The 13,766-nt window shown below is 68.9% G+C and carries 11 protein-coding genes; 7 read left to right on the forward strand and 4 right to left on the reverse strand.

Translation table 11 applies throughout. The features are described from left to right. Nucleotides 1-33 precede the first annotated feature (33 nt). Nucleotides 34-1,026, forward strand: coding sequence for a diguanylate cyclase (locus R5H19_RS14160; protein ID WP_318159671.1), 993 nt, complete (start codon nucleotides 34-36; stop codon nucleotides 1,024-1,026). 19 nt (nucleotides 1,027-1,045) lie between these two features. Here R5H19_RS14160 and R5H19_RS14165 read toward each other — a convergent pair whose 3' ends face one another. Genes R5H19_RS14165 through R5H19_RS14175 form a run of 3 tightly spaced genes read right to left on the reverse strand, consistent with a single transcriptional unit; the run spans nucleotide 1,046 to nucleotide 4,942 of the window. Then, the gene (locus tag R5H19_RS14165; RefSeq protein ID WP_318159672.1) at nucleotides 1,046-1,519 is read right to left on the reverse strand and encodes a hotdog fold domain-containing protein; all 474 of its coding nucleotides are present in this window, start codon (nucleotides 1,517-1,519) and stop codon (nucleotides 1,046-1,048) included. 57 nt (nucleotides 1,520-1,576) lie between these two features. Further along, nucleotides 1,577-4,027 carry an acyl-CoA dehydrogenase gene (locus tag R5H19_RS14170; protein ID WP_318159673.1) on the reverse strand — a complete coding sequence of 817 codons (2,451 nt, stop codon included), beginning with the start codon at nucleotides 4,025-4,027 and terminating at the stop codon, nucleotides 1,577-1,579. Nucleotides 4,028-4,036: 9 nt separating this feature from the next. After that, the gene (locus tag R5H19_RS14175; RefSeq protein WP_318159674.1) at nucleotides 4,037-4,942 is read right to left on the reverse strand and encodes an alpha/beta hydrolase; all 906 of its coding nucleotides are present in this window, start codon (nucleotides 4,940-4,942) and stop codon (nucleotides 4,037-4,039) included. A gap of 140 nt (nucleotides 4,943-5,082) precedes the next feature. Here R5H19_RS14175 and R5H19_RS14180 point away from each other — a divergent pair, with 140 nt between their 5' ends. The 5 genes from R5H19_RS14180 (at nucleotide 5,083) to R5H19_RS14200 (ending at nucleotide 9,627) form a co-directional block, all read left to right on the forward strand. Further along, entirely contained in the window at nucleotides 5,083-5,661 is a 579-nt protein-coding gene (locus R5H19_RS14180) for a helix-turn-helix domain-containing protein (protein WP_318159675.1), read from the forward strand. A gap of 61 nt (nucleotides 5,662-5,722) precedes the next feature. Continuing rightward, the gene (locus R5H19_RS14185; RefSeq protein WP_318160200.1) at nucleotides 5,723-7,573 is read left to right on the forward strand and encodes a phosphoenolpyruvate carboxykinase (GTP); all 1,851 of its coding nucleotides are present in this window, start codon (nucleotides 5,723-5,725) and stop codon (nucleotides 7,571-7,573) included. Between the two features lie 139 nt (nucleotides 7,574-7,712). Then, complete coding sequence (locus R5H19_RS14190; protein WP_318159677.1) at nucleotides 7,713-8,258, forward strand: RNA polymerase sigma factor; 546 nt, start codon at nucleotides 7,713-7,715, stop codon at nucleotides 8,256-8,258. Next, the gene (locus R5H19_RS14195) at nucleotides 8,255-8,707 is read left to right on the forward strand and encodes a hypothetical protein (protein ID WP_318159678.1); all 453 of its coding nucleotides are present in this window, start codon (nucleotides 8,255-8,257) and stop codon (nucleotides 8,705-8,707) included. The genes R5H19_RS14190 and R5H19_RS14195 overlap by 4 nt, the downstream gene beginning before the upstream one ends. 17 nt (nucleotides 8,708-8,724) lie before the next feature. Beyond that, complete coding sequence (locus tag R5H19_RS14200; protein ID WP_318159679.1) at nucleotides 8,725-9,627, forward strand: DUF4097 family beta strand repeat-containing protein; 903 nt, start codon at nucleotides 8,725-8,727, stop codon at nucleotides 9,625-9,627. A 72-nt stretch (nucleotides 9,628-9,699) separates the two neighbouring features. On the opposite strand, the gene R5H19_RS14205 is transcribed toward R5H19_RS14200, so the two are convergent. Then, complete coding sequence (locus R5H19_RS14205) at nucleotides 9,700-10,611, reverse strand: hypothetical protein (RefSeq protein ID WP_318159680.1); 912 nt, start codon at nucleotides 10,609-10,611, stop codon at nucleotides 9,700-9,702. A gap of 255 nt (nucleotides 10,612-10,866) precedes the next feature. On the opposite strand from R5H19_RS14205, the gene R5H19_RS14210 reads away from it, so the two are divergent. Next, nucleotides 10,867-13,764, forward strand: a complete 2,898-nt coding sequence (locus R5H19_RS14210) for an EAL domain-containing protein (RefSeq protein WP_318159681.1) — start codon at nucleotides 10,867-10,869, stop codon at nucleotides 13,762-13,764. Nucleotides 13,765-13,766: the final 2 nt, after the last annotated feature.

The raw sequence follows: 13,766 nt of genomic DNA on the forward strand, positions 1-13,766 counted from the left end.
GGTAGGCCCGAGCCCGCCCGCCTGGTAAACACGATGCTGCCGAAGATCCTGGTCGTCGACGACACCGCCGCCAACCTGGTCGCCATGCGCCGACTGCTTGCCCACAGCGGCGCCGAGCTGTTCGAGGCGCGCAGCGGCAACGAGGCGCTGGCGCTGTGCCTGGACCACGAGTTCGCGCTGATCCTGCTCGACGTCAACATGCCGGACATGGACGGCTTCGAGGTGGCCGCGCTGCTCGGCGAAGCCGAGCAGCTGCGCGACACCCCGATCATCTTCGTCACCGCCGCCTACGTCGACGACATCAACCGGCTCAAGGGCTACCGCTCCGGCGCAGTGGACTACATCGCCAAGCCGATCAACGACGTGATCCTGCAGTCGAAGGTGCGTGTGTTCCTGGAGCTGTACGCGGCGCGCATGAAGTTGCGCGAGGCGATGGCCGAACTGGCCGAGCGCAACGAGGAGCTCACCCGCGAGATCGCCGAACGCAAGCTGATCGAGGCGATGGTGCGCCACCAGGCCAGCCACGACCCGCTGACCGGCCTGCCGAACCGGATCCTGTTCCGCGACCGTCTGCACGGCGCGATCCAGCGTGCCAACCGCCACTACGTCCGCTTTGCACTGGCCTGCATCGACATCGACGGCTTCAAGGGCGTCAACGACAGCCACGGCCACGCCGCCGGCGACGCCCTGCTGCAGGAGATCGCCGCGCGGCTGTCGGCGCACCTGCGCAGCAACGACACGGTGGCCCGGCTGGGTGGCGACGAGTTCGCGCTGGTGCTGGAAGAGCTCGACGATTCGCGGACGGCGCTGCAGTTGTGCGAAAAGCTCTGCGCCGCACTGAGCGAGCCGTACAGCCTGCGCGTCAACGGCGAGCCGGTCGAGGTACGCGTCGGCGCCAGCATCGGCATCGCGCCGTACCGGCCGAACGGGCACGCCGACGTCGACGAACAGCTGCTGCAGGCGGCCGACCACGCCATGTACGAGGCCAAGCGCGGCGGCAAGAACCGCTGCGTGCTGGCGGGCTGAGCGCGCGCAGACAATGCGCTCAGCCGCGCTTGCGCGGCGACACCCACATCAGCACGCGTGCCCGGAACACCGTCTCGCCGGCATGGTCCGTCACCTCCACCCTGACCGGCCACTCGTGGGCGGCGGCCGCGACGGGCGCCGAGGTTTCGGGCGTGGCGACGCCATGCAGCGTGCCGACCGCCTTCTTCAGGTATTCCACGCTCATGCCCTTGGGAATCCAGCGCATGTCCGCCGGGACGGTCGCGTCGGTCATCACCCCGGCGCTCAGCTCGGCCAGGTTGCACAGCGCGATCGCATGCACGGTACCGAGGTGGTTGTGCACGCGGCGACGGTCGCGGATGCGCACCTCGCAGCGGCCCGGCACCAGCGCCACGAAGCGTGGCGCGATGGTGGCAAAGTACGGCGCCTTCAGGCAGACCAGCCGCGAGAAGAGCCAGTGGCCCGCCGGCCAGCGCGTGATGCGGCGGTACAGCGACAACACCGGGGCACTCATCTTTCCACCCTCCGGAAAAGCACCGGCCCGCGAGGCGGGCCGGTCGGTCGATTCGATCTACGCGGCGTCCGCCCGCGTCTTGAACGCGCGCAGTTCGTCGGTATCGAAGTCATCCACCGAGATGAACTCGAACACGCCTTCGCGCACGCGCCGGAGCAGGTCGGCCTCGGCTTCGGAGATCACCCCGGCCTGCTGTGCCTCGGCGAGCTGGCCCAGGTAATCGTGCGCCTTGAACTGGCCCGCCTTCAGCGCCTTGCCGAACTTGCGGTCGACCGGCTCGGCGGCGATCACGTCCGGCAGCAGCGCCTTCATGCGGCCGATCGTGTTGTTCGGCGTGGGCGTGGTGTAGACCCAGTCGGTGAGGCGGTCGAGCGCGTCGTTCGGCGCGGTGAGCAGCGCGGCGACGCGACGGCCCAGGCGATCCGACGGCGGCACCTCGCGGCGGCCCAGCGGAAACACCAGCGCGCGCAGCAGCCACGCCACCGGACGCACCGGAAAGTTGCGGATCGCGCCGTCCAGCGCGTTCTGGATCCGCCACATGCACTCGTGGAAACCCCAGGCCAGTAACGGCCGGTCCGCCTCCGGTCGGCCGGTGTCCTCGTAGCGCTTGAGCATGGCGCTGGCGATGTACAGGTAGCTCAGCACGTCGCCCAGGCGTGCGGAGAGTTTCTCCTTGAACTTCAGTTTGCCGCCGAGCACGCCCATGAACACGTCGGCGCACAGTGCCAGCGCGGCCGAGTAGCGGCCGAGCTTGCGGTAGTAGCGGCGGGTGTAGGCATCGCCAGCGGCCTCGCCGAGGCGCGCGCCGCTCACGCCCATCGCGAAGCTGCGCACCGCGTTGGAGATGCCGAAGCCGAGGTGGCCGAACAACAGCCGGTCGAAGGTCTTCAGCTGCTCGCCGCGGTCGGCGATCGACAGCGCCTGCATTTCCTTCAGCACGTACGGATGGCAGCGGATCGCGCCCTGACCGAAGATCATCAGGCTGCGCGTCATGATGTTGGCGCCTTCCACGGTGATCGCGATCGGCACCGCCGACCAGCCGCGGCCGGCGTAGTTCTTCGGGCCCAGTTGCACCGCCTTGCCGCCGTGCACGTCCAGGGTGTCGGCGGCGATCTGCCGCGCCCACTCGGTAGCGTGGTACTTGGCGATCGCCGACGGCACCGCCGGCTTCTCGCCGCGGTCGACCGCCGCCGCGGTGGCACGCGACAGCGCGGCAGTGGCGTAGGTGAGGCCGCCGATGCGCGCCAGCGCTTCCTCGACGCCCTCGAAACGCGCGACCGCCAGGCCGAACTGCTTGCGCATGCGCGCGTACGCGCCGGTGGCCAGCGCCGAAGCGCGCATGCCGCCGGTGGCGTTGGACGGCAGCGAGATCGCGCGGCCGACCGACAGGCACTCGACCAGCATGCGCCAGCCGTGGCCGGCCATGTGCGGGCCGCCGATCAGCACCGACAGCGGCGCGAACACATCCTTGCCGCGCACCGGACCGTTCTGGAACGGTATGTTGAGCGGGAAGTGGCGGCGGCCGATCTCCAGCCCCGGCGTGGAACGCGGCAGCAGCGCCAGGGTGATGCCGAGGTCCTCCTTGTCGCCGAGCAGGTGCTCGGGGTCGTACATGCGGAAGGCCAGGCCGACCACCGTGGCGATCGGCGCCAGCGTGATGTAGCGCTTGTCGAAGGTGAGCCGGATGCCCAGCGTCTCGATGCCGTCGACCATCTGCCTGCAGACGATGCCCACATCGGGGATCGAGGTGGCGTCGGAGCCAGCGTAGGGGCCGGTCAGCGCGAAGCAGGGAATCTCCTCGCCCACGGCCAGGCGCGGCAGGTAATGGTTCTTCTGCTCGTCCGAGCCGTAGTGCAGCAGCAGCTCGGCCGGCCCGAGCGAGTTCGGCACCGCCACCGTCGAGGCCACCGTGGCCGACATGCTGTTGAGCTTCTGCAGCACCGCCGAATGCGCCAATGCGGAGAACTGCAGGCCGCCGTACTGCTTCGGGATGATCATGCCGAAGAAGCGGTTCTTCTTGATGAACTCCCACACGTTCGGCGGCAGGTCGGCCAGCTCGTGGGTGATCTGCCAGTCGTCGATCATCGCGCAGAGTTCTTCCACCGGGCCGTCCATGAAGGCCTGCTCCTCCACCGAGAGCTCGGGCCTGGGCTGCTTCAGCAGTTCGTGCCAGTCCGGCTTGCCGGAGAACAGCTCGCCCTCGAAGCCGACGGTGCCGGCCTCCAGTGCGGTCTGCTCGGTCTCCGACAGCTTCGGCGTGACCTTGGCGAACAGCTTCAGCAGCGGCAGGCTGATCTGCTGGCGACGGAAGTCCACCAGCAGCAGCGGCACGGCGATGGCCAGCTCGACGATCAGCAGGATCGCCATCGTCCACGGCGCATGCAGCGCCAGGCCGGCCACCAGCGTGGTGGCGACCGTGGCGATCGCCCAGGTACGCAGGCTGCTGCGGTGGTAGGCGCAGGCGCCGGTGGCGATCAACGCTGCCAGCAGGGTCAGTAACACGGACATCTCAACACCTCATTGCGTTTGAACGGCGCCGGCGACGCGCCGGCCGGCGGGTAGCGGATCGAGACTCTGCACGAAGCGCACAACTTCGCGCGTGAATGCGTCATTGGCGTCGCCCGCCACCATGTGCGTGGCGTGCGGCAACTCCACGTGCCGTGCGTGCGGCACCAGATGCAGGAATTCGTCGACGGTGGCGCGCGACACCACGTCGCTGCGCGCGCCCGACAGCAGCAGCACGGGCACGTCGATCTTCGTGGCGGCGGCCTGCAGGCGAGGCTGATAGCGCTCGCTTTCCTGCACCAGGCCGCCGGCCAGCAGGGCTGGGTCCCAGTGCCAGCGCAGCCGGCCGTCGGCACTTTCGCGCAGCAGCGGGCGCAGTTGCTGTTCGCTCTTGCGCTCGCGCCGCTGCGGCAGGTAGGAGGCGATCTGTTCGGCCGCGTCGGCATAGCTGGCGAAGCCGTCCGGGTGCGCCTGCATGAAGGCGAGGATGCGTTCCACCCCGGCGGTTTCCCAGCGCGGCGTGATGTCCACCAGCACCAGCGCGCGGAACGGCGACGGGCGCAGCTCGCCGGCCAGCACGATACCGAGCAGGCCGCCCATCGAGGCGCCGACCAGGATCGGTGGCTGCGGCTGCGCGGCGGCGAGGCGCCGCAGGTCGTCGGCGAACTGGTCCATGTGGTAGCCGCCGCCCGGTACGCGGTCACTTTCGCCGTGGCCGCGCGCATCGAACATGACGCAGCGGCAACCCGCCTGCGCCAACGCCAGCGCCGTGCCGCCCCACGCGCCGCGGGTCTGGCCGAAGCCATGCGCGAACAGCAGTGCCGGACGGCCTTCCGGGCGGCGCGTCTCCACCGCCAGGCTCAGGTCGGCGGCGGGGAAACGGCTGATCGCAGGGGAAACGTGGGCATCGTTGACCATACGGATGAGTATGGATTGCCTCGGCAAGCGCCGTCAACCACACCGCTGCACATCCCCCGGCCGGGCAACGAATTGCTCGGCCACTCAGGCAGATGGACGCCACACATTACAAATGCACAGGGTGTGGCTACCATACGCACATGAATGTCAGTAGCAAGCCAGAACGTACCCGGCTGTCGGCCGAGGATTGGGAACTTGCCGCCCTGCAGATGATTGCCGAACACGGCGTCGGCGCACTGGCCGTGGAAGCCCTGGCGCGCCAGCTGGGCGTGACCAAGGGCAGTTTCTACTGGCACTTCCGTACCCGCGAAGCGCTGCTGCATGCCGCGCTGGAGCGCTGGGAGCAGTACGGCGAACGCGAAGTGCTGGGCCAGATCGAACAGATCAGCGACCCGCGCAAGCGCCTGCCCGAACTGTTCCGCCGCGTGGCGCACGAACTGCAGCCGCACCGGGTGTATGCCGCGCTGCTGAAGGCGCTGGACCATCCGCAGGTGGTGCCGGTGATGGCGCGCGTGTCGCAGCGACGCGTGGAATTCCTCACCACCGCCTACCGTGAAGCCGGCCTGGCCCCGGCGCAGGCGCTGAACCGGGCGCGGCTGACCTACGCCGCCTACGTCGGCTTCCTGCAGTTGAACTTCACCCTGGGCTTGCCGCGGCTCAATCACGAAGAGTTCGACGCCTACGTCGAACACATGATCACCACCCTCATCCCGGCCTGACCGAGCCTGTTGGAAATCCCCGAACGGCGCCCTCCGGCGCCGTTTTTTGTTGCATGCAACCTTGCAATACCAGTGCACGCAAACTACCGTTTCCGGTCACTTTTTCCAAAAACCTCAAGAGGACACGATGGCCAGCAAGCTGGAAGCGCTCGAACAGTGGGTCGACCAGACGGCGGCACTGACCCGCCCCGCGCGGATCCACTGGTGCGACGGCTCGGACGCCGAATACCAGGCCCTGGTGCAGCAGATGCTGGCCGACGGCACCCTGATCGAGCTCAACCAGCAGACCCATCCCGGCTGCTACCTGCACCGCTCGCATCCGAAGGACGTGGCCCGCGTCGAGCACCTCACGCTGGTCTGCCATCCGGACAGGGAAGACGCCGGCCCGAACAACCACTGGATGGCCCCGGCCGAGGCGCACGCCAAGATCGACGCGCTGTTCGACGGCTGCATGGAAGGCCGCACGATGTACGTGATCCCGTACTGCATGGGCCCGATCGACTCGCCGCTGGCGCGCTGCGGCGTGGAAATCACCGACAGTCCCTACGTGGTCGCCAACATGAAGATCATGACCCGCATGGGCGCCGCCGCCCTGGCGCGCATCGAGCGCGAGGGCACGTTCGTCAGGGGCCTGCATTCCAAGGGCGAACTCGATCCCGAGCGCCGCTGGATCATGCACTTCCCGGCCGAACTCACGATCAAGTCCTACGGCTCCGGCTATGGCGGCAACGCGCTGCTGGGCAAGAAGTGCCACGCGCTGCGCATCGCCAGCAACCAGGCCCGTGCGGAAGGCTGGCTGGCCGAGCACATGCTGATCGTGGGCATCGAGAACCCGCAGGGCGAGACGCACTACATCGCCGCGGCGTTCCCCTCCGCCTGCGGCAAGACCAACCTGGCCATGCTGATTCCGCCGGATGGCTATCACCGCGACGGCTGGAAAGTATGGACGGTGGGCGACGACATCTGCTGGATGCGTCCGGGCGCGGACGGCCGCCTCTACGCCATCAACCCCGAGGCCGGTTTCTTCGGCGTGGCCCCGGGCACCAGCAACGACACCAACCCGAATGCACTCAAGAGCATCTCGCACGACACCATCTTCACCAACGTCGCCGTCACCGCCGACAACCAGCCGTGGTGGGAAGGCTTGCCCGGCACGCCGGTCACCGACTGGCAGGGCCGCCCGTACGACCCGGCCAACGGCCCGGCCGCGCATCCCAACTCGCGCTTCACGGTCAGCGCGAAGCAATGCCCGACCTGGTCCGAGAGGGCCGAGGATGCGCAGGGCGTACCGATCAGCGCGATCGTCTTCGGCGGCCGCCGTCCCTCGCTGCTGCCACTGGTGATGGAAGCGCGCGACTGGAGCCACGGCGTGCTGATGGGCGCCGCGATGGGCTCGGAAACCACCGCTGCGGCCACCGGCGCGGTCGGTGTGCTGCGCCGCGACTCGATGGCAATGAAGCCGTTCTGCGGCTACCACTACGGCGACTACTTCGCGCACTGGCTGTCGTTCGACCGGCCCGGCGCGAAGCTGCCGAAGATCTTCCACGTCAACTGGTTCCGCAAGGGTGCCGACGGCAAGTTCCTGTGGCCGGGCTTCGGCGACAACCTGCGCGTGCTGGAATGGATGATCAACCGCGCCGAAGGCCGCGCCAGCGGTGTCGAGACGCCGATCGGCATCCTGCCCGGCGAGGGTGAGCTGAAACTGGACGGACTCATGCTCGAACGCGCCAGGCTCGACGAACTGCTCGACGTGGACCATGCCGGCTGGCAGGCCGAACTGGCCGCCATCGGCGAATACCTCGACAGCCTGGCCCCGCGCCTGCCCGAGCGCCTGCGCCGGGAACAGCAGCGCGTGGCGCAGGCGCTGCAGGACAACGCCAGCCAGTCGCGCCGCGAAGCCGTCGCCTCCTGAACCCGTCATGGGCAGGCCGCAAGCGGCCTGCCCATGACGCCTGCACGGGCGCCACCGCGGCCGCCGTTCAAACCCTTTCGCGCGACACCGCATCCAAGCTGGCAAGATGAGCGCTGCCTGCCCTGCCCTTGGAAGTTCCATGTCGTCTGCCCCAGCGGGAGCCAACGACAGCGATGACGTACGCGCGGCGGCCGCCGGCGACCGCCGCGCGTTCCAGCGGCTGTACCGGTTGCACGTCGGCCGCGTTTATGGCGCGCTGTACCGGCTCGCCGGCTACGACCATGCCCGCGCCGAGGACCTCACCCAGGATGCGTTCGTCCGCGCCTGGCAGAAACTGCCCGGCTTCCGCCACGAAAGCGCGTTCGGCACCTGGCTGTACCGGCTAGCGGTGAACGTGGCGCTGATGGACATCCGCGCGCGCGGTGCCGACCCGGTCAGCATGCTCGACGACGAACACCTGCCCGATGCCGGCGAAACGCCGTTCTGCGCCGCCGAGCGCGAGGAGCTGGAACGCGCCATCGGCCAGTTGCCGCCGCGCGCACGCGCCGTGCTGGTGCTGCACGACATCGAGGGCTGGCGGCACGAGGAGATCGGCGGCGAGCTGGGCATGGCGGTCGGCACGTCGAAAGCGCAGCTGCATCGGGCCCGTGGCCTGCTGCGCAAAGTATTGGGAGAAAGCTCATGAACGAATTCGAATGGCGCCGCCAGTTGCGCGACCTGCGCCAGCCGCTGGCGCCGCGGCGCGACCTGTGGGATGCGATCGATGCCGCGCTGGACGACGTCGAACGCACGCAGGCCGCCGCGAACCCGGTGTGGCGCGAGCCGTGGCCGGCACCTCGCCGGCGCTGGCTCGCCGCTGCTCTCGCCGCCTCGCTGCTGCTCGCCGGTGGCATCGGCTGGCGCGTGCTGCAGGCGCCGACGGCCGCACCGCTCGCCGGCAACACGACGTCCCCGACTCGATGGAAACCGTCCGACCCGCGCCTTGCCGGTGCCGCGGTCGAACTGGACGCCGCGCAGATGGAACTGCACCTGGCGCTACAGCAGGCACCGCACTCTCCGGCGCTGCAGCGCCTGCTGGATCGCACCGAACAGCAACAGGCGCAACTGCGCCAGCTAGCCATCCAGGCCGGCTGATACCACCAGGAACGATCATGAAGACCACCCGCTATCTTCCCCTGCTGCTGTGCTTCTGCATCGGCCAGGCCCTGGCCGACACGCCGATCCAGTTGCGCCACGACGCCACCCCGACCGCCCGCATCAGCATCGGCAACATCGCCGGCACGGTGAGCGTCAACGCCTGGGACCGCAACGAAGTACAGGTCACCGGCCGGCTCGGCGACGGCGCCAAGCCGCTGGCGATCGCCGGCAGCAACGGCGACCTGGAGATCAAGGTGGAGCCGCAGGGCGGCTCCGGCTGGTTCAACTGGGGCGGCGACAGCAGGATGGCGCCGACCACGCTGGAGCTGCACGTGCCCAGGGCGGCCTCGCTGGACGTCAACGTGGTCAGCGCGCCGCTGGTCATCGACGGCATGGACGGCGGCAGCATCCAGATCAACACGGTCAGCGGCAAGGCGCGCATCAACGCACGCACGCCATCGCTGAAGGTGGACAGCGTCAGCGGCAACATCGAACAGGCCGGGCACGCCGAGCAGGCTGCGCTGCAGACCGTCAGCGGCGACATCCTCGCTCCCGCGCTGGGCCGCGAGGTCGAGCTGCAGACCATCTCCGGCCGCATCCAGGCCCATGGCGGGCCGTGGCGCAAGCTCACGCTCAGCACGGTATCCGGCGACGTGCAGCTGGGCGGCGCGCTGGCTTCCGCCGGCAGCATCGGCATCGACAGCATGAGCGGCAACGTGCAGCTGCAACTGCCCGCAAACACTTCCGCCAGCCTGCATGCGAGCAGCTTCAGCGGCGATCTGCGCAGCGACTTCGGCACTGCGAAGAAACCCGAGCACGGTCCCGGCAGCTCGCTGGACGCCCGCCTCGGCGACGGCGACGGCAGGATCAACATCGAGACCTTCAGCGGTGACCTGCGCGTGCGCAGGCAGGACTGAAGCGCTGCCGCCGCAACGAAAAACGCCGTCGCATGGGCGACGGCGTTTTCATGACCCATCGGAAGGGAGCGGTCAGAGATCCTGGTGATACTGCACGTACGGCGTGCGCGACTGGTCCGGCTCCGGGCCTGCCGGCGTGTTGGCCGGCGTGCCGGACGACCACAGGTTCTGCGCGCCGACGCTCAGCGAGCCGCGCCACGGCAAGCGCCAGGTCACGCCAAGGTCGATGCTGTTCCAGCGCCGGTCCGCATTGAGGCCGCCCGGAATGCCAGCCTGCGGCTGCATCGTGCGGCCGGTCAGCACACCACTCAACGGGCCGTGGTCGACACCGAAGCTCAGCGCCTTCTGGTCCAGCGTGTCGACGCCGAGCAAGTTGCCAGGCAGCAGGTGGATGCGACCCACGCTGGCGCCCAGGTCGATGCCGCTCTTGCTGCCCAGGGCCAGCCGGCCGTGCGCATTGAGCTGGGCGCTGCTGTCGAAGCTGGACAGGCCATCCACGCCGGGCGCAGCGCCCGGCAGCACGCGCGGCAGCATGTCGCGCCGGTTCGGTGCGGTGCTGGTGCCGACGCTGACGCCCAGGCTGTAACGGCCCGCCTCATAGGTGGCGCCCACTTCGCTGCCCAATACGCGCAGGCCCGGGCTCACCCACGACTGCTCGCTGACTTCCGCATGCGCTTGCAGCCGCGGCCCCAGCCCGTATTCCACGCCGGTCGTCATCACCGTGGAGGCGTCCACCACCCGCAATGCCAGCGGCGCATTCTTGCGCAGGGCCTCGGCACCGGTGCTGCGATCCGCCTTGATCGCCAGCAGGCGACCATCGGCGCCACGCCACAACGGCACCACCACGCCATGCCCGACATCGGCGGTCTGGTCCGGCGGTTGCGCCAGCAGGCGCTCCGCCATGCCGTTGTCGCCGCCCGCAGACTGCCCGGCCGCGGCGAGCGGCAGCAACAGGATCAGCAGCAGGGCAGACAGGCGACGCATGGCAATGGACCGATGACTCGCTCGATGGAGGATACTTGGGGTCCAGTATACCCGGTTTTACGTTTTACTAACACCCGGGAAACCCGTCACAACGCACAAAACGGCGACATCCGCTTTCCATTTCGACCACCTCGCCCGCTGCGGGTTCCCGCCCCGGAAAACTGGCGAGGGGGCGAACTTACACGATATAAAGGTACGCCCACCAAGGTACATCACGTCGATCCTGCCAGGTCGCCCGGAAGCAGCCGTAGCCCCATGAGCGCCACACCGACGATCCGTTCCTCCCAGCCACCGCCGGTGGCACGGGATCTTGCGGCCCTGCATGCGGCGGTCGAGCGGCTGTTCGAGGCTCCCGATGCCGCCGGCGTGATGGAAGTCTGCGAGCTCATGCTGGACAACTTCGGCATCCGCGGCCGGCTGCGCTGGCGGCGCATGGACGAGCAGCCCGCCCCGTTGGCCGGGCAGATAACCCTGGCCGAGGATCCGCAGGGCCCGCGCACCCTGATGCTCGAGTGGGCCGACTTGCCGCTGCCCGGGCCCGTGCGCGACGAACTGGACTGGCTGGGCCGGCTGGCCGGCATCCGCCTGCGCCAGCTGGCCGAGACCAGCCGCCTGTACGAGGCGATCTCGCGACTGGCGCTGGCCGAACGGCTGCAACGCGCCCTCTACGCGATCGCCGAGCAGGCCGGCGCCGAACACGACATGCCCGAGATGATGCGCTCGCTGCATGCCATCGTCGGCAGCCTGATGTACGCGGAAAACTTCTACATCGTGCTGTACGACGCCGCCACCGACACCGTCCGCTTCCCCTACTACGTCGACATCGCCGATACCGATCCGCCGCCGCCGGACCAGAGCCTGCCGCTGCACGACATGCTGCACAGCCTGACCTGGAACCTGCTGCAGGAAGGCCGCCCGCTGATGGGTTCGTTCGAGGAGCTGAAGCAACAGTTCGGCGACCGTTTCGTGCCGATCGGCCCCAGCTGCGAGCACTGGCTGGGCGCGCCGCTGCTGCGTGCCGGTCGCGTCGTCGGCGGCATCGTGATGCAGAGCTACCGCGCCGACACGCACTACTCGCGGCACGACCTGGAACTGCTGAACTACGTGGCCCAGCACGTGCAGACCGCACTGGAACGGCGCGAGGCGCACATCGAGCTGGGCCGCCGGGTGACCGACCGTACCGCCGCACTGCGCGAAGCAAACCGCGTGCTGCGCCAGCAGGTGCTGCAGCGCCAGCGCGGCGAACGCCTGCAGGCGGCGCTGTTCCGCATCGCCGAGCTGGCCAACACCTCGGACAGTCTGGACAAGTTCTACGCGGCCATGCACCAGGTGATCAGCGGCCTGCTGTACGCGCGCAACTTCTACATCGCCCTGGTCGACGAAGAAAACGGCCACCTCACCTTCCCCTATTCGGTCGACGACGTCGACCACGTGCGCCCGCCGCGCGCGCACGGTCGCGGCGCCACCGAATACGTGCTGCGCCACGCCAAGCCGCTGCTGGCCACGCCGGCGGAGATCGACCGGCTCAGCGCGCAGGGCGAGATCAGCCATTTCGGCGCGCGCTCGGTGTGCTGGCTCGGCGTGCCGCTGATCTGGGGCGGCAAGGCGATGGGCGTGCTGGCGCTGCAAAGCTACTCGCCGGAGCACACCTACAGCGAGCGCGACCAGGAGCTGCTGACCTTCGTCAGCTACCACATCGCCAACGCGCTGCAACGCAAACAGGCCGCGGCGGCACTGAAGCAGGCCTATGCCGGGTTGGAACGCCGCGTCACCGAGCGTACCCGCGCGCTGGCGCTGGCCAACCGCGACCTGCGCGAGCAGATCGCCGAGCGCGAGCGCGTCGAGCGCCGGCTGAAGTACGAGACCCTGCACGACTCGCTGACCGGCCTGCCGAACCGCACCCTGCTGCTGCAACGGCTGGAACAGGCGATGCTGCGCTACACCGCGAACCCGGACGAACAGTTCGCCGTGCTGTTCATCGACCTGGACCGCTTCAAGGTGATCAACGACTCGGTCGGCCACCTGGTCGGCGACGACCTGCTGTTCCAGGTCGGCGGCCGCATCCGCGCCTGCCTGAAGACCCGCGACGTGGTCGCGCGCCTGGGCGGCGACGAGTTCGCGGTGCTGCTGGAGGGCATCGTCGACACCAACAAGGCGACGCTGATCGCCGAGCGCATCATCAGCGAGCTGCAGACGCCGTTCCGGCTCGGCACCAAGGAGATCTTCACCTCTGCCTCGATCGGCATCGCGCTGGCCAGCCCGCACTACCGCCAGCCGGAGGAACTGCTGCGCGACGCCGACGCGGCGATGTACAACGCCAAGGACGGCGGCCGCCACCGCGCGGCGATGTTCGACGACCGCCTGCGCCGCGAGGCGCTGTCGCTGCTGGACATGGAAAGCGACTTGCGCCACGCGCTCAGCCGCAACGAGTTCGAACCGTTCTACCAGCCGATCGTGGAGCTGGCCGACGGCCGCGTGGTCGGCTACGAGGCGCTGCTGCGCTGGCACCATCCCGAGCGCGGCCTGCTGCCGCCGCACGACTTCTTGCTGATCGCCGAGGAGTGCGGCTGCGCCGAGGCGATCGACTGGCAGATCTTCGAGCAAGTCTGCACCCAGGCCGTGCGCCTGATCGGCACCGACGGCTTCATCAGCATCAACGTGTCCGGCCGGCATTTCCGCTCGGCCGACCTCGACCAGCGGCTGCTGGCACTGTTCGACCAGTACGCGGTACCGACGCACTGCATCCGCATCGAGGTCACCGAGCACGCGCTGCTGGAGAACCCGACCCAGGTCAAGCAGATGCTGCGGAACCTGCGCGAGCGCGGCGTCGGCATCGCGCTGGACGACTTCGGCACCGGCTACTCCTCGCTCAGCTACCTGCACCAGTACCCGTTCGAGACGCTGAAGGTGGACCGCTCCTTCATCACCGAACTGCCGCCCGACGAAACGGAGACGCAGGGTCTGGCGCTGGTGCGCGCGATCCAGGTGCTGGCCGATTCGCTGCGGATGAAGGTGATCGCCGAAGGCATCGAGGAAGAGTCGCAGCGACAGGCGCTGCTGCGCGTCGGCTGCCGCTACGGCCAGGGCTTCCTGTTTGCCGAGCCACAGCCCGCCAGCACCTGGCTCGGCGCGGACAAGCCGCTGCCGGCCTGAAC

Origin of the sequence: Rhodanobacter sp. KK11 (assembly GCF_033345435.1) — a bacterium.
Lineage (GTDB): Bacteria > Pseudomonadota > Gammaproteobacteria > Xanthomonadales > Rhodanobacteraceae > Rhodanobacter.

What these genes read in the sequence shown, in the direction of transcription:
- R5H19_RS14160 (WP_318159671.1), top strand. Translation starts at nt 34, where the DNA reads ATGCTGCCGAAGATCCTGGTCGTCGACGACACCGCCGCCAACCTGGTC.
- R5H19_RS14165 (WP_318159672.1), bottom strand. Translation starts at nt 1,519, where the DNA reads ATGAGTGCCCCGGTGTTGTCGCTGTACCGCCGCATCACGCGCTGGCCG.
- R5H19_RS14170 (WP_318159673.1), bottom strand. Translation starts at nt 4,027, where the DNA reads ATGTCCGTGTTACTGACCCTGCTGGCAGCGTTGATCGCCACCGGCGCC.
- R5H19_RS14175 (WP_318159674.1), bottom strand. Translation starts at nt 4,942, where the DNA reads ATGGTCAACGATGCCCACGTTTCCCCTGCGATCAGCCGTTTCCCCGCC.
- R5H19_RS14180 (WP_318159675.1), top strand. Translation starts at nt 5,083, where the DNA reads ATGAATGTCAGTAGCAAGCCAGAACGTACCCGGCTGTCGGCCGAGGAT.
- R5H19_RS14190 (WP_318159677.1), top strand. Translation starts at nt 7,713, where the DNA reads ATGTCGTCTGCCCCAGCGGGAGCCAACGACAGCGATGACGTACGCGCG.
- R5H19_RS14195 (WP_318159678.1), top strand. Translation starts at nt 8,255, where the DNA reads ATGAACGAATTCGAATGGCGCCGCCAGTTGCGCGACCTGCGCCAGCCG.
- R5H19_RS14200 (WP_318159679.1), top strand. Translation starts at nt 8,725, where the DNA reads ATGAAGACCACCCGCTATCTTCCCCTGCTGCTGTGCTTCTGCATCGGC.
- R5H19_RS14205 (WP_318159680.1), bottom strand. Translation starts at nt 10,611, where the DNA reads ATGCGTCGCCTGTCTGCCCTGCTGCTGATCCTGTTGCTGCCGCTCGCC.
- R5H19_RS14210 (WP_318159681.1), top strand. Translation starts at nt 10,867, where the DNA reads ATGAGCGCCACACCGACGATCCGTTCCTCCCAGCCACCGCCGGTGGCA.